This window comes from Nonomuraea sp. NPDC052129 (assembly GCF_040680095.1).
In the GTDB taxonomy this organism is placed as follows: domain Bacteria; phylum Actinomycetota; class Actinomycetes; order Streptosporangiales; family Streptosporangiaceae; genus Nonomuraea.
This window is the reverse complement of record NZ_JBFAVX010000007.1, coordinates 144,974-164,850: the sequence shown is the minus strand read 5'-3', so window position 1 is coordinate 164,850 and position 19,877 is coordinate 144,974. Positions and strand designations below refer to the sequence as shown.

22 protein-coding genes and 1 pseudogene are annotated in these 19,877 nt (G+C 69.2%); 8 read left to right on the top strand and 15 right to left on the bottom strand.

The window, feature by feature from the left end:
* Positions 1–24: 24 nt before the first annotated feature.
* Positions 25–480 (bottom strand): GyrI-like domain-containing protein, encoded by a 456-nt coding sequence (locus AB0L53_RS18810; RefSeq protein ID WP_357940082.1) that lies wholly within the window; start codon positions 478–480, stop codon positions 25–27.
* A gap of 94 nt (positions 481–574) precedes the next feature.
* Between AB0L53_RS18810 and AB0L53_RS18805 the strand changes: the two genes are divergently transcribed.
* Entirely contained in the window at positions 575–2,014 is a 1,440-nt protein-coding gene (locus AB0L53_RS18805; RefSeq protein ID WP_363994995.1) for a GuaB1 family IMP dehydrogenase-related protein, read from the top strand.
* Positions 2,015–2,029: 15 nt separating this feature from the next.
* Here AB0L53_RS18805 and AB0L53_RS18800 read toward each other — a convergent pair whose 3' ends face one another.
* Positions 2,030–2,785 carry an SDR family oxidoreductase gene (locus AB0L53_RS18800; RefSeq protein ID WP_363994992.1) on the bottom strand — a complete coding sequence of 252 codons (756 nt, stop codon included), beginning with the start codon at positions 2,783–2,785 and terminating at the stop codon, positions 2,030–2,032.
* A gap of 77 nt (positions 2,786–2,862) precedes the next feature.
* Between AB0L53_RS18800 and AB0L53_RS18795 the strand changes: the two genes are divergently transcribed.
* The 4 genes from AB0L53_RS18795 (at position 2,863) to AB0L53_RS18780 (ending at position 7,317) form a co-directional block, all read left to right on the top strand.
* Positions 2,863–3,237 (top strand): FKBP-type peptidyl-prolyl cis-trans isomerase, encoded by a 375-nt coding sequence (locus tag AB0L53_RS18795; protein ID WP_363994989.1) that lies wholly within the window; start codon positions 2,863–2,865, stop codon positions 3,235–3,237.
* A gap of 111 nt (positions 3,238–3,348) precedes the next feature.
* Positions 3,349–4,875, top strand: coding sequence for an ATP-dependent DNA ligase (locus AB0L53_RS18790; RefSeq protein ID WP_363994986.1), 1,527 nt, complete (start codon positions 3,349–3,351; stop codon positions 4,873–4,875).
* Between the two features lie 303 nt (positions 4,876–5,178).
* On the top strand, positions 5,179–5,910 hold the full coding sequence (locus AB0L53_RS18785) for a septal ring lytic transglycosylase RlpA family protein (protein WP_363994983.1): 732 nt from the start codon (positions 5,179–5,181) through the stop codon (positions 5,908–5,910).
* A gap of 162 nt (positions 5,911–6,072) precedes the next feature.
* Positions 6,073–7,317 (top strand): MFS transporter, encoded by a 1,245-nt coding sequence (locus tag AB0L53_RS18780; protein ID WP_363994980.1) that lies wholly within the window; start codon positions 6,073–6,075, stop codon positions 7,315–7,317.
* Between the two features lie 264 nt (positions 7,318–7,581).
* Here AB0L53_RS18780 and AB0L53_RS18775 read toward each other — a convergent pair whose 3' ends face one another.
* The 6 genes from AB0L53_RS18775 to AB0L53_RS18750 all read right to left on the bottom strand — a co-directional run bounded on the left by AB0L53_RS18775 (position 7,582) and on the right by AB0L53_RS18750 (position 12,813).
* Positions 7,582–8,067, bottom strand: a complete 486-nt coding sequence (locus AB0L53_RS18775) for an Ohr family peroxiredoxin (RefSeq protein ID WP_363994977.1) — start codon at positions 8,065–8,067, stop codon at positions 7,582–7,584.
* 50 nt (positions 8,068–8,117) lie between these two features.
* Positions 8,118–8,864, bottom strand: coding sequence for a hypothetical protein (locus AB0L53_RS18770; RefSeq protein WP_363994974.1), 747 nt, complete (start codon positions 8,862–8,864; stop codon positions 8,118–8,120).
* 103 nt (positions 8,865–8,967) lie between these two features.
* Positions 8,968–9,873 carry an RNA polymerase sigma-70 factor gene (locus AB0L53_RS18765; protein WP_363994971.1) on the bottom strand — a complete coding sequence of 302 codons (906 nt, stop codon included), beginning with the start codon at positions 9,871–9,873 and terminating at the stop codon, positions 8,968–8,970.
* Positions 9,874–9,903: 30 nt separating this feature from the next.
* Positions 9,904–10,137: a hypothetical protein gene (locus tag AB0L53_RS18760; RefSeq protein ID WP_363994968.1), complete on the bottom strand. Its 234-nt coding sequence runs from the start codon at positions 10,135–10,137 to the stop codon at positions 9,904–9,906.
* Between the two features lie 57 nt (positions 10,138–10,194).
* Positions 10,195–10,947, bottom strand: coding sequence for an SDR family oxidoreductase (locus AB0L53_RS18755; protein ID WP_358557128.1), 753 nt, complete (start codon positions 10,945–10,947; stop codon positions 10,195–10,197).
* A 135-nt stretch (positions 10,948–11,082) separates the two neighbouring features.
* The gene (locus AB0L53_RS18750) at positions 11,083–12,813 is read right to left on the bottom strand and encodes an FAD-dependent oxidoreductase (RefSeq protein ID WP_363994965.1); all 1,731 of its coding nucleotides are present in this window, start codon (positions 12,811–12,813) and stop codon (positions 11,083–11,085) included.
* Positions 12,814–13,008: 195 nt separating this feature from the next.
* Here AB0L53_RS18750 and AB0L53_RS18745 point away from each other — a divergent pair, with 195 nt between their 5' ends.
* Positions 13,009–13,806: a sigma-70 family RNA polymerase sigma factor gene (locus AB0L53_RS18745; protein WP_363994962.1), complete on the top strand. Its 798-nt coding sequence runs from the start codon at positions 13,009–13,011 to the stop codon at positions 13,804–13,806.
* On the opposite strand, the pseudogene AB0L53_RS18740 reads toward AB0L53_RS18745, so the two are convergent.
* The 4 genes and pseudogenes from AB0L53_RS18740 to AB0L53_RS18725 form a co-directional block, all read right to left on the bottom strand.
* Positions 13,798–14,856: pseudogene (locus AB0L53_RS18740) on the bottom strand (low temperature requirement protein A); the annotation flags it as partial. The gene AB0L53_RS18745 and the pseudogene AB0L53_RS18740 sit on opposite strands and share 9 nt — an antisense overlap.
* 194 nt (positions 14,857–15,050) lie before the next feature.
* Positions 15,051–15,725 carry a nitroreductase gene (locus tag AB0L53_RS18735; protein WP_358557120.1) on the bottom strand — a complete coding sequence of 225 codons (675 nt, stop codon included), beginning with the start codon at positions 15,723–15,725 and terminating at the stop codon, positions 15,051–15,053.
* A 283-nt stretch (positions 15,726–16,008) separates the two neighbouring features.
* Positions 16,009–16,575, bottom strand: a complete 567-nt coding sequence (locus tag AB0L53_RS18730) for an NADPH-dependent FMN reductase (protein ID WP_363994959.1) — start codon at positions 16,573–16,575, stop codon at positions 16,009–16,011.
* A gap of 116 nt (positions 16,576–16,691) precedes the next feature.
* Complete coding sequence (locus tag AB0L53_RS18725) at positions 16,692–17,357, bottom strand: nitroreductase (RefSeq protein WP_363994956.1); 666 nt, start codon at positions 17,355–17,357, stop codon at positions 16,692–16,694.
* 142 nt (positions 17,358–17,499) lie between these two features.
* Here AB0L53_RS18725 and AB0L53_RS18720 point away from each other — a divergent pair, with 142 nt between their 5' ends.
* Entirely contained in the window at positions 17,500–17,703 is a 204-nt protein-coding gene (locus AB0L53_RS18720) for a hypothetical protein (RefSeq protein ID WP_363994953.1), read from the top strand.
* Between the two features lie 17 nt (positions 17,704–17,720).
* On the opposite strand, the gene AB0L53_RS18715 is transcribed toward AB0L53_RS18720, so the two are convergent.
* The 3 genes from AB0L53_RS18715 to AB0L53_RS18705 form a co-directional block, all read right to left on the bottom strand.
* Positions 17,721–18,125, bottom strand: a complete 405-nt coding sequence (locus AB0L53_RS18715; protein ID WP_363994950.1) for a MarR family transcriptional regulator — start codon at positions 18,123–18,125, stop codon at positions 17,721–17,723.
* A 157-nt stretch (positions 18,126–18,282) separates the two neighbouring features.
* Positions 18,283–18,615 (bottom strand): putative quinol monooxygenase, encoded by a 333-nt coding sequence (locus AB0L53_RS18710; protein WP_363994947.1) that lies wholly within the window; start codon positions 18,613–18,615, stop codon positions 18,283–18,285.
* A gap of 188 nt (positions 18,616–18,803) precedes the next feature.
* Positions 18,804–19,397, bottom strand: coding sequence for a DUF1707 and DUF4870 domain-containing protein (locus AB0L53_RS18705; protein WP_363994944.1), 594 nt, complete (start codon positions 19,395–19,397; stop codon positions 18,804–18,806).
* A 132-nt stretch (positions 19,398–19,529) separates the two neighbouring features.
* Here AB0L53_RS18705 and AB0L53_RS18700 point away from each other — a divergent pair, with 132 nt between their 5' ends.
* On the top strand, positions 19,530–19,871 hold the full coding sequence (locus tag AB0L53_RS18700; protein WP_357940043.1) for a hypothetical protein: 342 nt from the start codon (positions 19,530–19,532) through the stop codon (positions 19,869–19,871).
* The last annotated feature ends 6 nt before the right edge of the window (positions 19,872–19,877 follow it).

Sequence of the window (19,877 nt, the reverse complement as noted above, 5' to 3'; positions counted from 1 at the left end):
CCCGAACGGGCCCGGGTTCAGCGATCAGTAGACGGCGATGTAGAGGTCCGCGCCACCGGGGTGGTGCACCTCAAGGTCCGTCCTGAACGCCCGCGCGGGCGTGCCGCCCGACTCGGTGTGCTTCCACACCTGCTGCCAGGCGTCGACGATCGCCTGCGGCATCTGGCCGCGCGCCTCGACCCGCAGGGCCGGGCCCGCGGGCACCCGTACGGCGACCATGCCCTCGGGCAGCCTGGGAACCGTCCGCACGCCGATGCCGACGATCTGCGTGTAGGCGCCGTGATGGTCGCCCTCGTAGTCGGTCAGCACCGCGTAAAGGTTCTCGTCGACGCGTCCCGGAATGTGCGCGAACGCCCCGGGGGCGCCCGCCCGCTGCCACAGCACGGGCAGCTTCGCCCTGGCGGGGTCGATCTCGTCGGCGTTCGAGGTGCGTACGGCGATACCGACGACTGTCAGCTCGTTTCTCTCAGTGACCTCCACAGGCCCTCCATCCCCCTAAGTATCCCGGCCGATCATATGGCCATAACAATCGGGAAACTCCTCATTAGCCACCCAGCGCATAAGATGGACGAACGTGAAGTTCCTTAACGGCCTCGAGCCGCAATACGACCTGACGTACAGCGACGTGTTCATGGTCCCGTCGCGTTCCTCGGTCGGTTCCCGGCTCGCGGTCGATCTTTCGACGAACGACGGCACGGGCACCACCCTTCCGATCGTCGTGGCGAACATGACCGCGGTCGCCGGCCGGCGCATGGCCGAGACGATCGCCCGCCGGGGCGGCATCACCGTGATCCCCCAGGACATTCCCATCGACGTCGTGACGGAGGTCGTCGACTGGGTCAAGAAGCGCGACCTGGTCCACGACACTCCGCTCACGCTGACGCCGCACGACACGGTCGGCGAGGCCATGCAGCTGCTGCCCAAGCGCGCCCACGGCGCGGTCATCGTCGTCGACTGGGACAACCGGCCGACCGGCGTGGTGACCGAGGCCGACTGCCAGGGCGTCGACATGTACACGCAGCTGTCGCAGGTGATGTCGAGCGAGCTGCTGACGCTGCCGGCAGGTCTTGAGCCGCGCGCGGCGTTCGACCGGCTGCACGGGGGCCGTCACCGCCTGGCGCCCATCGTGGACGCCGAGGGCCGGCTGGTCGGCATCCTGACCCGCACGGGCGCCCTGCGCGCCACGCTCTACCAGCCCGCGCTCGACGCCGCCGGCCGGCTGCGCATCGCGGCCGCCGTCGGCGTGAACGGCGACGTCGCGGCCAAGGCCAAGGAGCTGCTCGATGCCGGGATCGACTGCCTGGTGGTCGACACCGCGCACGGGCATCAGGAGAAGATGGTCTCCGCCCTGCGCGCGGTCCGGGCCCTGGACCCGGGGGTGCCGGTGGCGGCGGGCAACGTGGTGACCGCCGAGGGCGTGCGCGACCTGGTGGACGCGGGCGCGGACATCCTCAAGGTGGGGGTCGGCCCCGGCGCCATGTGCACGACGCGGATGATGACCGGGGTGGGGCGGCCGCAGTTCTCGGCCGTGCTCGAATGCTCGGCGGAGGCGCGGCGGCTCGGGCGGCACGTGTGGGCCGACGGCGGTGTCCGGCACCCGCGTGACGTGGCGCTCGCCCTGGCCGCGGGCGCGGCCAACGTGATGATCGGCTCGTGGTTCGCCGGGACGTACGAGTCTCCCGGCGACGCGCGCACCGACGCCGACGGGCGCAGGTACAAGGAGAACTTCGGCATGGCGTCCGCGCGGGCCGTGCGGCTGCGCACGGCGGAGGACAGCCCGTTCGATCGGGCCAGGAAGGCGCTGTTCGAGGAGGGGATCTCGACCTCGCGCATGTACCTGGATCCGCGGCGGCCGAGCGTGGAGGACCAGATCGACGCGATCGTGGCCGGGCTGCGGTCCTCGTGCACGTACGCGGGGGCGGCGAACCTGGAGGAGCTGCACGAGCGCGCGGTGGTCGGCATCCAGAGCGCCTCCGGCTACACCGAGGGCATGCCACTGCACCAGAGCTGGTAGGGCGGGTAGGGCGGTTCAGGTTCGGCGCCAGCCGCCTGCCGCGTGGATCCCGCCGTCGACGTGCAGCGTCGTGCCGGTCACGAACCTGGCCAGCTCACTGGCCAGGAACACCGCCGCGCCCGCCGCGTCAGCCGGCTCCCCGAGGTGCCCGAGCGGCGGCAGGCGTACCGGCTCGAAGGGTCCGTCCGCCATCCGCTCCTGTACCTGTGTCTCGCCCTCGGTGGGGAGCCCGTCGGGCGCGATGGCGTTCACCCTGATGCCCAGGGGCGCGAACTCAAGCGCGAGCGACTTCGTCAGGCTCTCCAGCCCCGCCTTCATCGCCGCGTAGACCGCGAACCCCGGCGCCGCCTGGTGCGCCTCGCTGGAGGTCACGTTGATGATCGACGCCCCGGCGCCCATCATCGGCAGCATCCGGCGGATCATGCCGGTGACCTGCGTGAAGTTCTCCTCGATCAGGGTCCGCTCGCCGCGGGCCGTCGTGTCGGCGAACGCGGCGTGGAAGGTCCCGCCCGCGTTGTTCACCAGGATGTCCACACGCCCCCACCGCTCGTGCACGGCCTGCGCGAACACCTCCACGGCCACCGGATCCCGTACGTCCAGGGTCATCGCGAGCTCGCTGCTCTGCTGAGGCTTGTCGCGGTCGCAGATCGCGACATGAGCCCCGAATGCCGCGAACGTCTCCGCGATCGCCCGCCCGATCCCCCGCGCCGCCCCGGTGATCACGGCGACGCGCCCGGTGAGCAGGATCGCATCGGCGGAAAGGGCGGCCATGAACGATGACCATATCCCGACCGCATAGAGTCGTCGGGTCCATTCCTGATCGCCAATACTCGTAACAGGAGCAATTCGTGGCACTCGAGAAGCCGGAAATCGACTTCCCGGAGGGTAACCCGCCCACCGACCTGGAGATCGTCGACATCGTCGAGGGGAACGGCCCCGAGGCCAAGCCCGGCCAGAACGTCAGCGTCCACTACGTGGGTGTCGCGTTCTCGACCGGCGAGGAGTTCGACGCGTCGTGGAACCGCGGCGAGGCGTTCGAGTTCCCGCTCGGCGGCGGGCGTGTCATCGCCGGCTGGGACCAGGGCGTGGCCGGGATGAAGGTGGGCGGTCGCCGCAAGCTGGTGATCCCCGCGCACCTCGGCTACGGCAACCGCGGCGCCGGCGCCCGCATCAAGCCGGGAGAGACGCTCATCTTCGTCGTCGACCTCCTGGGCGTCAGCTAACACCCTGGGGCGGGCCGCACACCCGCCCCACCCCTCAGGGGGCCCATCGCCGGGCAAAATGCTGGTCTTGGCGCGGCGGATTTGTCGGCGAAGTACGGCAACATAGGGCATGTGCTGTTGATCGACGTGGTACGGGTTTCGGAGGCTGTGACGCGCACGTCCGCCCGGCTCGGCAAGGTCGGCCATCTGGCCGAACTGCTCGGCAGGGTCGGTGCCGACGAGGCGGAGATCGCCATCTCCTACCTGTCGGGTGAGCTCCCGCAGCGTCAAGTGGGCGTGGGCTGGCGGACCCTTCAGGATCCGCCTCCCGCCAAGCTCGCCGCCACCGCCACCCTGACCCACGTCGACGCCCTGCTGTCGAAGATCAAGTCCGTCTCCGGCCAGGGCTCGCAGGCGGCCCGCAAGGCGCTGGTCACCGAGCTGTTCGCCGGGCTGACCAGCCAGGAGCAGGCGTTCATGCTTCGGCTGCTCGGCGGCGAGCTGCGCCAGGGCGCCCTCGACGGCGTGATGATCGAGGCGATCGCCAAAGCGTCGGGCGCGCCGTCCGCCGACGTGCGGCGGGCGCTCACGCTGCGCGGCTGGCTGCCCGCCGTGGGCGCGGCGGCGCTGACCGGTGGCGTGGCGGCGTTGCACGCCTTCAAGCTGGAGGTGGGCCGGGCGGTCTCGCCCATGCTCGCCGGCAGCGCCCCGAACGTCGCCGCCGCGCTGGAGAAGGCGGGCACCCCGGCCGCGCTGGAGTGGAAGCTCGACGGCGTACGCGTGCAGGCGCACCGCTCCGGCGACCAGGTCCGCGTGTTCACCCGCACACTCGACGACATCACCGCGCAGGTGCCCGAACTCGTGGAAGCCGTGCTCGGCCTGGCCTGCGACGATCTCGTGCTCGACGGCGAGGTGATCGCGCTGCGGCCCGACGGGCGGCCGCACCCGTTCCAGGTGACGGCCAGCAGGGTGACCACCAAGACCGGCGTCCCGCGACTGCGGGAGGACACGCCGCTGAGCGTGTTCTTCTTCGACGCGCTGCGGGTGGACGGGGCCGACCTGCTCGACCTGCCCTACGCCCAGCGCCAGGAGGTCCTCGGCCGGACCGTCACGCCCGGTCTGCGCACGCCACGGCTCATCACGGGCGAGGTGCCGGAAGCGGAGAAGTACTTCATCGACGTGATCAAGGCCGGTCACGAGGGCCTGGTCGTCAAGTCGCTGGCCTCCCCCTACGCGGCCGGCCGCCGGGGCGCCGGGTGGATCAAGGTCAAGCCGCGGCACACGCTCGACTTGGTCGTCCTCGCGGCCGAATGGGGTCACGGCCGCCGCGAAGGCAAGCTGTCCAACCTCCACCTCGGCGCCCGCGACCCGGAGAGCGGCGGGTTCGTGATGCTGGGCAAGACGTTCAAGGGGCTGACCGACGAGCTGCTCGCCTGGCAGACCGAACGCTTCCTGGAGCTGGCCGAGGGGCCCACCGACGAGTGGACCGTCAGTCTGCGGCCCGAGCTGGTCGTGGAGATCGCCTTCGACGGGGTGCAGCGGTCGCCGCGCTATCCCGGGGGGATGGCACTGCGGTTCGCGCGGGTGCTGAGGTACCGACCCGACAAGCGGGCTGCGGACGCCGACACGGTGGAGACTGTCCGCTCGCTCATGCTCTGACCCTTTTGGTACGGCTCTACTCCTGTTGGGATGCCCTCACCTATCCCCAAGGTGACAGAGTCGGCGTTTTCCGGCTGCCCCAAGATCCCCGGCGTACGCTCAGCGTCCTGGTCGACTCGTGACCAAAGTGAGATATTTCACTGAATGTCCCATTAAGTTGTCTTTACTCGCTGTTTGTCGCATATGTTCGACCACGTTCGCGGGGCACCCGCCCCGAGCGAGGGATCGGCCGACGCGCGCCCCCATATCCGCCCCGACCTGGCCTTTCCCTGTCCTGTCCCCTAGCTAGGACTGTGGTTTACCTTGGGCCAGCACTCCTACAACCCGAGCCGTCCGAACCCGGAGAGCCAGAAGAAGGCTCCAGGCAAGCGCCGTTGGGTCACCGTCGCAGCCGGTGCGGCCGTCGTAGCCGCCGCCTCGACCACCGCCTGGGCGGCCGTCGCCAACGACGACGCCCCCAAGCCCACCGCCGCGCTGGACGTGTCGCCGTCCCCCACGTACACCAGGGCCGACACCCCTTCCCCCGCCCCCAAAACCCCCGAGCCGAACAAGCCCAGCACCAAGCCGGCCGCCCCCAAGCCCTCATCCAGCCCCAAGGCCACTTCTCTCCCGAAGGCCGAAGCCGCCCAGCCGCCGACCGCAAGGCCGGTCGACAAGCCAGTCGAGAAGGCGAAGACCGAGCCGGTTCGCAAGGTGCCGGTACGCAAGGCGGAGACCGAGGCCGCCAAGCTGAAGACCCGCGTCCTCAGTTCGGGCACCTGCGGCGCGTCCTACTACGACGAAGGGCAGATGACCGCCAGCGGCGAACGCTTCGACCCGTCGGCCATGACCGCCGCCCACAAGACGCTCCCGCTCGGCAGCAAGGTCCGCGTCACCAACCCGGCGAACGGCGACTCGGTCACGGTCCGCATCAACGACCGCGGTCCGTACGTGGGCGGACGCTGCCTAGACCTCTCGGCGGCCGCCTTCTCCGCCATCGGCGACACAGGGTCCGGGGTCATGAGGGTCAAGTACGAGGTCCTCGCCCGCTCCTGACGCCGAGCCCCGCGGTGCGTTAACCTCCACCCATGCCACACCTCTGTGACTGATCAGCAGCCGCCCGGCCCATGACCGGCCGGGCACCCCCGCGAAGCGATCCCCCTCTTCGCCCGTCCGGCCCAGGACCGGCCGGACGGCTTGGCTGCTTGGAGTCACCAGGTGTCATCCGTTCCTCCCCGCCTGCCCGGAAACTCGCTGCTCGCGCTGCTGCGCGGCAACCCCGACTTCCGCCGCCTCTTCCTCGCCTCCGCCCTCAGCCTGACCGGCGACTGGTTCACCTTCGTCGCCCTGAACGCCTTCGTCTACCACCGCACCGGCTCGGCCGGGCTGACGGCCCTGCTGTTCGCCGTCGAGTCGCTGCCCGGCATCCTGCTGATGCCGCTCATCGGCTCGCTGACCGACCGCCTGGACCGCCGCCGCCTGCGCATCGCCTGCGACCTGGCCGCCATCGTCCCCCTCGCGGGCCTGCTCGCCGCCTTCCACCTGGAGTCGGTCCCCATGGCGCTGGTCTCGCTGGCCGTGCTGTCGGTGTCGGCCGCGGTGTCGAGCCCGATCCCCGAGGTCGTACTCCCCAACCTCGTCGCCCCCGACCGGCTGCCCACCGCGCAGGCCGCGCTCGGCAGCCTCTACTCCTCCGGCCTGCTGCTCGGCGCCGGGCTGGGCGGCCTGGCCACGGCCGCCTGGGGCAGCACGGCCACGCTGCTGGTCGACGCCGCCTCCTTCGCCGCGTCCGCCGTCCTGATCGCCCGCATCCGCCGGCCCTTCTCCACGGCGACGGAGGCCCGCCGGACGCGCGTACGTACCGACACCGCCGAACTGTGGCGCTTCATCCGCGCCACTCCCACCGTGGCGGCCCTGCTCCTGCTGACGGCGGGCCTGCGGCTGTGCTACGGCGTGGTCGGTCTCCTGCCCGTCTACGCGCTCGAACGGTTCGGCACCACCGAAGCCGGAGTCGGCGTCCTCTACATGGCACAGGGGGTGGGCGCCGTGCTCGGGCCGTTCGTGGGCCGACGGCTGATCGGGGCGTCAGCACGGCGGCGGTTGATCGTGTCGGGTGGCGCTCTGGCGGTGTTCGGGCTCGGCTACCTCGCCCTGGCCCAGGCCGGTGGGCTGTGGTCGGGCGTACCCGCCGCCATGGCCGGCCATCTCGGGGTGGGCGCGTGCGCCATCCTGGCCATCAACGGGCTGCAACTGGCCAGCCCCGACCACATCCGCGGCCGCGTGATGGTCACCGCCTTCGGGCTGTCGTCGGGGCTGCAGGGGGTGTCGTCGCTGGCGGTGGCCCCGCTGACCGTCGCATTGGGCATGGCGGGGGCCACGCGCGCGCTCGGCGTACTCGCGGTCGGCTTCGCCCTGGTCTGGCTCTTGTACGCGCTTCGACTGCCTGAACCAGAGGCTCACTGATCGGCGACAGGGCGGAGGGTGGGCGTAAGGACATGCGTCCGCAAAGCATCGGCCCTATGCGCTCAAACCCGGCCTGACCAGCGTGTACGCGGGTAAACAGGCATTGGCCGCCAGGCCACGCTCCGCAGCGGACCCCGCGTCTTTACGTGGCGGCCGGAGAGCCGGACATCGGCTCTCCGGCCGCCGAGCTGTCGGACGTCCTGTGGATCGGTGATCAGGCGCGCACGCGGGTGCGTACGGACGGCAATGCCGTGGCACATGTGCTCAAGGGGCGAGGTTGATGGTGCCTGGGATGCCCTGGCGGGTCATCTTGGCGTACGGGGACAGCGCGGTCGCCTGGGCGAGCAGCGGGGTGGCCGTGTCACGTTCGACTCCGGGCCAGGTCACGACCAGGTCGGCGCGTAGCTCGTAGCCGCCGTCGGCGGGGTCGCGGCCGAACGCGACGGTCACCTCCACGTTGATCGATCCGGGGTCGAGGAGGTGCCGGCGGGCCAGCAGGCTGAGGGCGCCGTGGAAGCAGGCGGCGTACCCGGCGGCGAAGAGCTGCTCAGGGTTCGGGCCGGTGGCGTCGCCGCCCAGCTCCTCGGGCATCCGCACCTCCAGGTCGAGCACGCCGTCGGCGGAGCGGGCCCGGCCGGTGGCCCGGCCGTGGGCGGAACTGCCGCCGCTCACCGCGACGCGCGTGACGTAGAGCGGTTTGAACGCGGAGCCGCGGTAGTCGTGCTCCGTGGAGAATGTCGGTTCGTTCACCGGTACGCCTTTCAGCGGCACACGGGGCGCCTGCAGTCGGGGGAGGCTGGTCATGGGCGGTGCCAGCGCTGCAACTTGTCGGGGTTCAGCACGATCCACACTGCGGTGACCTCGGCTGCGGCGACGCTCACGTCGGCCACCGCCACGGCTCGGCCCGCCTGGCGCAGGACCAGGCCCGTCCGGCCGTTCACGGACTCGACGGCCACCTCGGTGCCGGGCTGGCCGGTCAGCAAGGCCGTGACGAACCGGGCTACCGCGTCCGCGCCGTAGGTGGGGCGTACGGCGGCGCGCAGTTTGCCGCCACCATCGCTCACGACCATCGCGTCGGCGGCCAGGACCGCCCGCAGGGCCGCCGGGTCCCCCGTGTCGCAGGCCGCGGCGAACCGGCGCGCGACACGATCGTGTCTGGCGAGCATCGCTCGGTCCGGCCTGGGCGGCTGGAGTACCGGACCGGTGCCGGGCTCGGGCCAGCGTGCCAGACCGGCAGCGGGCACGGGCCGGTGTGCCGGACCGGCGGTGGTGAACGCTCCGGGTCGCGGTGTGCCGCCGGGAGCGTGGCTCGGGGCGGGAGTGGCGAGCAATTCCAGGCAGAGACCTCCGGCGACCCGCGTCAGCCAGGCGCGCGGCACCGCGATGGCGGCGCGTTCTTCGTCGTCGAGGGCGTACCAGCGGCGATAGGTGTCTTGGACGATCCGGTCGGCCGTCATCTCCGAGCCGAACATCCACAAGGCGATCTCGAGGAGGTGCTGCCGTTCGTCGAGCATCTCCGCCAGCGTCCTGGCGCTCACTTCGGTCATGTCCTGCCGCCCTGTTCTTTTGGTGTCGGCAGTTAAGACCAGGCAGCCGGTCTTGTTGTGACACCACGAGAGGCGAACGTACTGGGCGGCGGCGGACGGTCTGTCAGATCAGGTGGTGTGACCGTTCGAAGGCGCCGAGTTTGGCCGGGTTGACGATCCACATGACGTGGTGGATGCCCTGCGGCGAGGCCTCGATGGTGAGCAGGACGACATCGGTGTGGTTGCGAGGGACGAGCACGCCGGCGCGCCCGTTCGCTTCGACCCACGTCATCTCGGCGCCCGGCCAGAAGCGTGGCGCGTACGCGGCCAGGAACTTCGCCACGCGGTTGCTGCCCAGCAGCGGGAATCGCGCCGCCCCTCTGATGCCGCCGCCGTCCGAGGAGCTGACGACGTCCGCGGCGAAGAGGTCTTCGAGAGCGGCGACGTTCCCCGTCTGGGCGGCGTCGAGGAAAACGGCCAGGAGACGCCGATGCTCCATCTTGTCGATGGGCTCGCGTCGGGCGGCGGTCAAGCGTTTGCGGGCGCGGCTCACGAGCTGACGGGCGTTGACCGGGGTGAGCTGAAGGATCTCCGCGATCTGCGCGTACGGGTAGACGAAGGCCTCGCGCAGCACATAGGCGGCCCGCTCGGTGGGGGCAAGCCTCTCCAGCAGCAGCAGGAAGGCGAGTTCGAGAGCTTCGCCCCGTTCAGCGCCCAGTGTGGGGTCGAGGCTGGTGTCGACCGGTTCGGGGAGCCAGGGCCCTATATAGGTTTCGCGTCGCGAATGAGCGGAGCGAGCGACGTTGATGGCCAGGCGAGTGGTGATCAACGCCAGGAAGGCCGAGGGGTTCTCGATGGTCACGCGGTCGGTGTTCTGCCAGCGCAGCCAGACTTCCTGAAGGATGTCCTCGGCTTCCACCGCGCTGCCGAGCATCCGATAGGCGATGCCGAACAGGCGCGGGCGCAACTCGACGAAATCGGATGCGGCCTGATCGAGTGCGCTCACCCGTTCCAGGGATTCCGCAGGCATACCTACCCCCGTTTCCGCGGCATCGGCGGCTCACGCACCCTGATCGCCGCGCCGGGAGTCGTCCTCCAGCGCCTCGACCGCGTCGAGCAGACCCCGCAGGCCGATCTCCTCACGCTCGGCGTCCGTCGGATCGAAGAGCCATTCGGTGACCGGCAGCTCGGCGGCCTCCTCCGGACGGCTCGTCTCGGCCAGGATCACCTCTTCCTCGACCTCGACCTGGAGTTCGTACAGGAAGCCGTCCTCACCGTTCGGAGCGCTCATCATTCCTCCCATGTATGGCTTGGGTGTGCGGTCAAGGCGATCTGGAGTGAAGACGCGCGGCTACTGGGCGGCGCTCTGCGCGAGCCAGTCGCGGTAGCGGATCTTGCCCAGGGTCGCGCCCTCACCCGGCACCAGTGTCCGCTCGCCCGGCACACTGCCGTAGTAGCGCGCCTGCGGGTCGGCGACCACCGTACGCGGGTCGCCCCAGGCGGCCAGGGCGTCGCGGAAGAACTCGTCCATCCGTGACTGCTCGGGCCCGGCCACCTCGGCCCGGCCGTTCAGCGGCTGCCCCACCGCGACCCGGCCGACCGCCTGCGCGACCTCTTCACCCGCGATGGGCTGGAACCGCACGGGCGCGATCCGTACCTGGTCGCCGTCCGTGGACTGGTCCGCGATGCTCCGGATGAACTGGAAGAACTGGGTCGCGTGCACGAGCGAGAACGGGATCCCCGACTTCTCGATCAGCTGCTCCTGAGCGATCTTCGCCGCGAAGTAGTCGTTCTCCGGCATCCGCTCCGTCCCCACCACCGACAGCGCGACATGATGCCCGACCCCGGCCGCCGCCTCGGCGGCGAGCAGGTTGCGGGTGGAGGTCTCGAAGAACTCCATCACCGCGGCGGCCTCGAACGACGGCGAGTTCGACACGTCGATCACCACCTGCGCGCCCGCCAGCACCTCCGCCAGCCCTTCACCGGTGAGCGTGTTGACGCCGGTGCTCGGCGCCGCCGCCACCGCCTCGTGACCGTGCTCACCCAGCTTCGCCACCACGTTCGATCCGATGAGGCCAGTACCGCCGACCACGACGACCTTCATGGCACAGCCCTTTCCGTCCGCCGGGGCACCCATGTGCCAGCCGGTCCGCCAGCTAAGACAGGGCAGCCTCCGGGCTTGTGACAGCTGCGGCGAAATTTCTTTTCTCGGGCCGCGGGTAACGCCGTCCGTACGTCGCTACTCCACGAGTTTTCCGACGCTGGAGACCTCGCGCATGAGCGCGGCGATCTCGGCGGGAATCAGCGGGATGGCCTCCCGATCCACCGATCCGGGACCGGACCACACCAGGTTGACCTGCAGCGAGGGGTCGAGTTCTGGGTAGTCGGAGCGGTTGTGGCAGCCGCGGGTCTCGCGACGCTCAAGTGCGGTCTCGACCGTCGCGCGGGCGGCGAGCGCGGCGGACTTCAGATCGAAGGCGTGGGCCAGGTCCTGGAAGCCGGCGATGTCCGGATGTACGCCGACGTCGGCGATGCGCGCCTCCACCGCGGCGAGTTCGGCGAGACCTTTGCGCAGGCCGCCCTCGTCGCGTACCACGCCGGCATGCTCCGTCATGATGTCGCGGAGGGCTCGCTGCAGCGCGCGTACGTTCTCGGGGCCGTCCGCGGCGAGGAGTTCGTCCACCTCCGCCCGTGCCGCGTCGAGCGCCTCGGCCGAGCGGCGCTGGGCGTCGAGGCCCGCTGAATACTCGGCTGCCTCCTGTCCGACGATGCGGCCGAAGACGAGGAGCTCGATGAGGGAGTTGCCACCGAGGCGGTTGGCGCCGTGCAGGCCGCTGGCCGCCTCCCCGATCGCGTAGAGGCCGTCGACGCCCGTACCGTGGTCTTCGGGTCGCACCCAGACCCCGCCCATCGAGTAGTGCGCGGTCGGCGCGATCTCGATCGGCTGCTTGGTGATGTCGAGCATCTGCAGCTCCAGAAGCGTCTGGTAGACGCGCGGCAACCGCGTCATGATCGTCTCGCGTGGCAGATGCGACACATCCAGCCAAACGCCGCCGTTCGGGGTCCCACGGCCTTCTTTGATCTCTGTGTATGCGGCCAATGCGACGCGGTCGCGCGTGGACAACTCCATCCGCTCCGGGTCGTACTTGGACATGAACCGCTCGCCGAGCTGGTTGCGCAGGATTCCGCCCTCGCCCCGGGCCGCTTCGGAGACGAGGGTGCCGGCCGCGTTCTCGGGGGCGATGAGACCGGATGGGTGGAACTGCACCAGCTCGGGGTCGCGAATGCGGCAGCCGGCCAGGACGGCGAGACGGAAGGAGTCGCCCGTGTTCTCGTCCCTCCGGGAGGAGGTGCGCCGCCAGATCCGGGTGTGGCCGCCGGCGGCCAGGATCACCGCGTCGGCATGGATGACGTAACGGCTGCCATCGGTCAGGTCGAACCCGTACGCGCCGAAGACCGCGTTGTCGCGGACGAGAAGGCGGGTGATGTACACGGAGTCGAGGATGGGGACATCGAGCTGCGCCGCGCGGTTGATCAGGGTGCGCTGGATCTCGAGTCCGGTGTAGTCGCCGGCGTAGGCGGTGCGCCGGTAGGTGTGGGCGCCGAAGAAGCGCTGCGAGATTCGCCCGTCCTGTTCGCGGGCGAACGGCATGCCGTAATGCTGGAGGTCCTCGATGCCGCGTGCCGCCCCCTCGGTGACGATTTTCACCGTCTCCGGATTGGCCAGGAGATAGCTCTCTTTGAGGGTGTCCGCCGCGTGCTGTTGCCAGGTGTCCTCGGGGTCCATCGTGGCGAGCGCCGCGTTGATGCCGCCCGCCGCGAGCGAGGTGTGCGCGTCCGCCTTCGGCCGTTTGCCCACTGCGAGGACGCCGACTCCGCGCTCGGCGAGTTCGATGGCGGCCCGCAGGCCGGCTCCTCCCGTTCCGATGACCAGGACGGACGTGGCGATCCGCTTCTCCGGCACGTGCATGGTGCTCCTTTGACCGCATGGATGAAAGCCGTTACGGGAGCAAGACCGGGTAGCGGCGTGATTTGTGACATCCATCGAGGTGCTTCCTCGTCCCTGGCCTGTCCCCCCGCTGCCCAAGAGATAGGCGGCAGGTAATATGCCAGAAATATCCCAAAGCTCGCATTAGCCGACAAAAGGGATGCCGGAGCGGGGGCGATGGCAGTGACTGATCCTGGAGATCTCGAACAGGCGGCGGCGGTGTTCGTCAGTGTGCGGCCGCGCCTGTTCGGGATCGCGTACCGGATGCTGGGCGCGACCGAAGCCGAGGACCTGGTGCAGGACGTCTGGCTGCGCTGGCAGGCCTACGATCGCGCCACGGTGGGCAGCCCGGGCGGGTTCCTGGCGACGGTGACCATGCGGCTGGCGATCAACGCCGCCCAGTCCGTACGCATGCGCCGCGAGACCTGCGCCGGCCCGTGGCTGCCCGAACCCGTCGACACCAGCGCGGACCCGTACCTCGGCGCCGAGCGCGGTGAGGTCCTGGAGTTCGCGGTGCTGCTGCTCCTGGAGCGGCTCACGCCCACCGAACGGGCGGCCTACGTGCTGCGCGAGGCCTTCGACTACCCCTACCGGCAGATCGCCGACATCGTCCGGCTCACCGAGCCGGCCGTACGCCAGCTGGTCAGCAGGGCCCGCAAACACCTGCTCGTCGAACGCAGCACCCCCGTGGCCAGGGCCGAACAACGCAGACTGCTGACCGCCTTCGTCACCGCCGCCCGCTCCGGCGACCTGACCGCGCTGGAAGCGCTCTTCACCGCGGCCTGGTCGAGCACGAACGGGGGGTCTGCTTCACGAGTCGCCAGAGCAGGAAGGCAGCGGGACCTGGCGACGCGCTCCAGCGCGGGCCCCGACGGCCGCGGCCATGATCGTGACGGCGACCAGCAGCACGCACCCGGCCGCGATGGCCGCGACCACAGCGGCCACGCCGATCCGCGGTGTCGCGAGCGGCAGTGACAAGATGAGGGCGACACAACCCAGGACCGCCGCGGGATGGATGACGGGCTCGGTGGTGACCAGCGCGTGGACCGCCCACAGCGCGGCGAGATACACAGCGGCGGGGATGGCGACCGCGTAGCCGAGTGCCAGCGGTGACGCCGCGACGCCGCGCCCGCTCTGCTCGACCGCCACTTCGAGCCCGGCGCCGAGGGCCGCCAGGGCCGCGAAGATGCCGTAGTGGCCGTACCCCCACAGGTACGACCGATGACGGCGGTCGCTGAGCCCCTCCCCGGCTTCCACGAGGAAGTAGAGCCACCAAAGAGCGAACAGCAGAACGAGGCCGCACCCGGCGATGACGACCAAGGGTGCCCTGATCTCGCCCGTTGCGAGCGCCCCTTCGACTCCCCGGCTCGCGGCCAGGACGCTCTCACCGAGCAGGATGATCGTGAACAGGCCGTAGCGCTCGGCGATGTGGTGCGGATGCCAGTTGGTGGCCCTGGCCCGCTCCGCCCACAGGGGCACCGAAAGTTCCAGGACATCCAGGAGGACGAAGGACAGCAGCCCGGAGAACCAGGGAAAGACTCCCGTCTCCGCGATCAGGAAGCGAAGCGCCCAGCCCAGTGTCACGAGACTGATGGCGGCGGCGTAGCGCAGCGCGGTGCGGCGGCGCGCCCGGTCCTCGAGACCGGCTCGCAGCCATTGGCCGACGAGCCCGATCCTCATGATGACGTAGCCGAGGGTGACGATCCCGTAGTCGGAGTGACCGGCCGCGGCGGGCACACCGGCGGCGAGGGTCAGCACGCCGGCCATCTGCACCATGGTCAGCAGCCGGTAGGCGACATCGTCGGTGTCGTAGGACGAGGCGAACCAGGTGAAGTTCATCCACGCCCACCAGATCGCGAAGAACACCTGGAGGAACGGGACCAGCCCGGCGAGGCCGTGACCGGCGGCGATGCTGTGCGCGAGCTGGGCGGTGACACTGGCGACCGCGATCACGAAGGTGAGGTCGAACAGCAGCTCGAGCTGGCTCGAAGTGCGGTGCGGCTCGTCGATGGGACGAGCGCTCATCCGGACTCGGACTCGGATGATGCTGCCGGGTGGTGGCAAGGTCTCGCTCCTGTTAGCCGCACGACGTCCTGGTACGTCGGAAAAGACAGGGCAGCCGTCCGATCTGTGACAACCGGCTCTGAACTGTCCGGGAATCCACTCCTGCGACGACGTTGGGACGGAGACACCCCGTCACGCCGGATGCGATCGCCGTACTACCCGTCGACGAACGTGACCGTCTCGTCCAGCGGCGCCCGGCCTGTACGGATGTAATCCACGGTGACGTCCTCGAACCCGATCGACATGCCACAGAAGAGAATGAGCCCCTCCGGAGGCGACACGACCTCAGCGACGGTCTTGCGGAACACCGACCACGCCATCTGCGGACAACTGTTCAACCCCTCGGCGCGCAACAGCAGCATGACGGTCTGCAAGAACATGCCGAGATCGGCCCACTGAGGCCGGCCCATGTCACGGTCGATGTAGCAGAACAACGCGGCCGGCGCACCGAACGCCTGCCAGTTGCCGGCGGCGGCCCTCTGCCGCGCCTCCCAATCCCCCCGTGGAATACCGAGCGCGCCGTACCGCTCCTCCCCAAAAGCCGAGCGGCGCTCATAGTATGGAGACTTCAGCGCAGGCGGATACATCTCGTACTCCCGCTCATCCCAAGCATCACCCGCCGCCACCCGCTCACCGGCACGCTTCTTCAGCTCGGCCAACGGCCCACCCGTCACCACGTAGGCCCGCCACGGCTGCAGATTAGACCCGGACGGCGCCCAAGCCGCAGCCGACAGCACCCGCTCCAGCACCTCCCGAGGAACAGGCCGATCGGTGAACCCCCGCACCGCCCGCCGACTCGTGACTGCCTCATAGACGTCCAAGATCGCCATCTCCGCTCCTGCCCAACGTGTCTACACAATTGACAGTAGAGGAGCGAAAAATGTGACAAGTAGCGGTCAGGCATAGCGCCCCGCGTCGGTGATCGTTTCCAGGCTCGATCCCCCAGGGGATCCGCCGGGGGATCCGCCGCGCGGTCGGCGGCTGTGGGCCGGGCCGCTCGACGGGGGCGCTCAGCGGCAAGCGCAGAATGAAGCTCGCTCCGCCGATCGCGGCCTGGTGGACGTGCGGGGTGCTGGGGCGGGCGGTGGCGATGTCCCTAACTGTCAGTGTGGTCTACAGGTCCGCGATGTCGTGGTGGTGGCGTCGGATGTGCGCCGCGAAGGCCCGCATGTATCCGGTCAGAAATTCGGCGGTGGCCGGCACCTGGATGTCGCCCTTGTCGTCGATCAGTTCCTTGCTGAAGTGGATGTAGGCCTCGGGCTGCCCCAGCACCGGGGAGTTGGTGAAGGACAGGATGGTCTTGAGGTGCTGCTGTGCGACCGCGGTGGAGATCGGGCCGGGTGAGGTTCCGATGATCGCGGACGGCTTGCCGTTCAGCACGTTGGATCCATAGGGCCGGGTCGCCCAGTCGATGGCGTTCTTCAGCGCGCCGGGGATGGACCGGTTGTACTCCGGGGTGACGAACAGGAGGGCGTCGCAGGCCTTGATCGCGTCCTTGAACTCCAGGGCCACGGCGGGGTAGTTCGGGTCGTGGTCGTGGCTGTACAGGGGCAACTCGCCGATGGGGATCTCCGTGAGGCGGAGTTCCGGCGGCGCGAGACGGCTCAAGGCCACAGCGAGCTTCCTGTTGATCGACTTCTGGGACAGGCTCCCGACGATGTAGCCCACGGTGTAGCTCATTGCGTTTCCTCTCGATCTATTAACGTGCCGCCGTCGACATCGACGGTCTGGCCGGTGATGAAGTCGGCCCCGGAAGAGGCGATGAAGAACGGCGTTCGTGATCCTGCTTCGGCGGACTAACCGTCGACGAACATGACCGTCTCGTCGAGCGGCGCCCGCCCCGTACGGACGTAATCCACCGTGACGTCCTCGAACCCGATCGACATGCCGCAGAAGAGAATGAGCCCCTCCGGAGGCGACACGACCTCAGCGACGGTCTTGCGATACATCGACCACGCCATCTGCGGGCAACTGCTCAGGCCCTCGGCACGCAACAGCAGCATGACCGTCTGCAAGAACATGCCGAGATCGGCCCACTGAGGCCGGCCCATGTCACGGTCGATGTAGCAGAACAGGGCCGCGGGAGCACCGAAACACTGCCAGTTGTCGGCAGCGGTCCTCTGCCGCGCCTCCCAGTCATCCCGCGAAATACCAAGAGCACCGTAACGCTCCGCCCCGAAGGCGGATCGGCGCTCATAGTAGGGAGACTTCAGCGCGGGCGGATACGTCTCGTACTCGCGCTCATCCCAGGGATCACCCGTGGCCACCCGCTCCCCCGCACGCTTCTTCAGCTCGGCCAACGGCTCACCCGTCACCACGTAGGCCCGCCACGGCTGAAGATTCGACGCGGAGGGGGCCCAAGCCGCCGCCGACAGCACCCGCTCCAGCACCTCCCGAGGAACAGGCCGATCGGTGAACCCCCGCACCGCCCGTCGACTCGTGACCGCCTCATAGACGTCCAAGATCCCCACCTCCCATCTTTGTCACGTTCACGACGGTATCATTCAATACTATTCGATGACAAACGCGTCCGACACAAGTCAAAGCTGGGGTCGCGTCCGGGAGGCCGCGCCTGTACAAGCCGCGACCACCCACAACAACGTCGTGGGCAGGCCCTGGTTCGGTCGGCCGTTGTGGGAGATGGAGTCGGCCGACGCCGACGTCTACTTCGAGATGGCGGTGCGCGGCACCGCGAAGGGCACGCGGCTGCCACGGGCCCAGGCGCTCAGGCTCTGGAGCCGCCGTACGAGGTCGAGATCCGGCAAATGGCGGACCGCGATCAGGTCACCTAAGCGGGATTTGTCGTGACTTGCCGCACGGCGCGCTTACGCCTCGCCACCCGCGGGATAGGCGAACCGGGTCAGCAGCTCCCTCAGCTGCTCGGACTCGTCAGACCCCAGGTCGGCGACCAGGCGCTCAGCCAGCGGCTCCGCCGCCACGTGGGCCGCGTCGAAAAGCTCGACGCCCTGAGGAGTGATCTCCACGGCCCGCACCCGCCGGTCCCCCGGAACGCTCTTGCGTACGGCCAGCCCCTTACGCTCCAGGTCGTCCACGACCCGCATGATCCCCGCTTTGTCCGTCCCCGTCGCCGCCGCCAGGTCCCGCTGCACCGTGGGTCCGCGGTCGACCAGAACGATCAGCACGGCGAAGTGCCGCAACTCGATGCCGAGCGGCCGGAGCGCCTCTGACATGACCGTGGCCGCGCGCCAGTGCGCCTGACGCAGCAGCAAACCCAGAGCGAAAGGCGAGGCATCCCCGGGGCGGTCGGTCGCACGCGAAGCGGTGGCCCTACGAGGAACATCGGCGCTCATGAGGCCATGTTACCGGCCATCCTTTCATTCGATACCGTAGCAAATGAAATTAATCACGTGCCGACGGTGTGGGCGCTCAGTCCCGTCCGGGTACGGCCATCTCACCGAGTAGAGACCAGTCGTCCTGAGGAACGGTCGCGTTCACGATGCGCGGCGTCTCGGCGAGGTACGGCGGCAGGGTCCGCTGCGCCTGCTTGAAATGCTCGGACTGGACGTGCGCCGCCCCGGCCTCGTCATCGCGAAACGCCTCGACCAGCACATACTCGGTCGGATCCGCCACACTGCGCGACCAGTCGAACCACAGGCAGCCAGGCTCGTCGCGGGTCGCCTGGGTGAAGTCGCCGACGATCTCAATGAACCGGTCGGCGTGCTCAGGCAGGGCGCGGAACTTCGCGGTAATGAAGATCATGGAGGCCATTTCCTTCGGTGAGCTGCGTACAGGTCGAGATTAGCGTCAGCCCGCGCCAAATCGACGTACCCACCAGTGCTCTACGGCAGGCATAAGGGCGAAGGCTCGTACAGTCGGCTGGCGTCAACGCACGCATTGACGCCAGCCGGCGGCACGAGCCTCAAGCGACGACCGCTCAGGAGCCTGACCTACTTCACCAGACGAACCGTCATCGGATAGCGGAACGGGTTCTCCGAGAGCGCCGAAATGCCACCGGCAATGGACAGCACGACCGCCGCCACCCAAATGACGGGAAGAAGCACGACCCCGATGATGGTGAACGGCAGCAGGAACGTCGCCCCCACCACCGTGAGCTGGAAGTTCAGGGCCTCCAACGCGTGCCGCCGGATGTAGGGCGAGGTCTTGCCGCCCGTCAGCAGCAGGATCAACGGCCCGATGACCGGGAACCCCACCAGCGTCAGCAGATGAGCCGCCGAAGCCCCGAGCCGTTCGTTGCTCTCCGGCGACGCCTCGGGCCGAACCGGCGCGGACATGGGGCGAATCCTGGGGATGGCACTCGTGCCGTACAGCTCCGCCATGATGGGCATCAGATCACCGTGCGTACGCGCGGTCATCGCGCGCTCCAGCCGGTCGTCGAACTCGAGCTTGTCGAAACGCCCCTCCGCGTAAGCCGCCTGAACGTGCTCGACCACGTGCTCACGGTCCTGGTTGGTGACGCGCAGGTGAGCCGGCGGCACCTGTCCCGGGCCCCGGTGTGTGGGTACCCCAGCCATAACAGCCATGCCTCTCCTTAGATTCGTGCAGTCTCCCTCCATACTGACCGCCGCACGTCACCATGGCCATCGGGAGAATCCCCGATGTGTCCCCTAGATCACCCCGACGCGCGTGACCGTTTGGCGGTATAAAAAGGACTCATGAGATGGCGAGACCGCTACGGCATTCGGCGGCTGCGCGGTTCCAAAATCGCGAAGTTCGACCGGGAAGCCACTGACGCCGATATCGAGGCTCTCATCGCCTTCGCCAAATCGCGGCGAGGCGTCGAGTTCTTCGTCGAACCCGAAACCTTCGCGACCGACACCACGGCCGTCGCCGTGGCCGATGACGGCGAGTGGACCCGCCGCCGGGTCGGCTCCCCCGCCGTGATCCACAAGGTCGCCCGCGACCTGGCCCTGCCGGTGTACGACGTTCAGATCATGGGCTACCCACCCCGGATGCGCGCGTACAACGAACGGCGGCGTCGCGAGGAGAACCAGTAGCCGTCA

Coding starts and splice junctions, on each gene's coding strand:
- AB0L53_RS18800 (WP_363994992.1), bottom strand. CDS start 2,785: ATGGCCGCCCTTTCCGCCGATGCGATCCTGCTCACCGGGCGCGTCGCC.
- AB0L53_RS18770 (WP_363994974.1), bottom strand. CDS start 8,864: ATGACCGAAGTGAGCGCCAGGACGCTGGCGGAGATGCTCGACGAACGG.
- AB0L53_RS18765 (WP_363994971.1), bottom strand. CDS start 9,873: ATGCCTGCGGAATCCCTGGAACGGGTGAGCGCACTCGATCAGGCCGCA.
- AB0L53_RS18760 (WP_363994968.1), bottom strand. CDS start 10,137: ATGATGAGCGCTCCGAACGGTGAGGACGGCTTCCTGTACGAACTCCAG.
- AB0L53_RS18755 (WP_358557128.1), bottom strand. CDS start 10,947: ATGAAGGTCGTCGTGGTCGGCGGTACTGGCCTCATCGGATCGAACGTG.
- AB0L53_RS18750 (WP_363994965.1), bottom strand. CDS start 12,813: ATGCACGTGCCGGAGAAGCGGATCGCCACGTCCGTCCTGGTCATCGGA.
- AB0L53_RS18745 (WP_363994962.1), top strand. CDS start 13,009: ATGGCAGTGACTGATCCTGGAGATCTCGAACAGGCGGCGGCGGTGTTC.
- AB0L53_RS18735 (WP_358557120.1), bottom strand. CDS start 15,725: ATGGCGATCTTGGACGTCTATGAGGCAGTCACGAGTCGGCGGGCGGTG.
- AB0L53_RS18730 (WP_363994959.1), bottom strand. CDS start 16,575: ATGAGCTACACCGTGGGCTACATCGTCGGGAGCCTGTCCCAGAAGTCG.
- AB0L53_RS18710 (WP_363994947.1), bottom strand. CDS start 18,615: ATGATCTTCATTACCGCGAAGTTCCGCGCCCTGCCTGAGCACGCCGAC.
- AB0L53_RS18705 (WP_363994944.1), bottom strand. CDS start 19,397: ATGGCTGTTATGGCTGGGGTACCCACACACCGGGGCCCGGGACAGGTG.
- AB0L53_RS18700 (WP_357940043.1), top strand. CDS start 19,530: ATGAGATGGCGAGACCGCTACGGCATTCGGCGGCTGCGCGGTTCCAAA.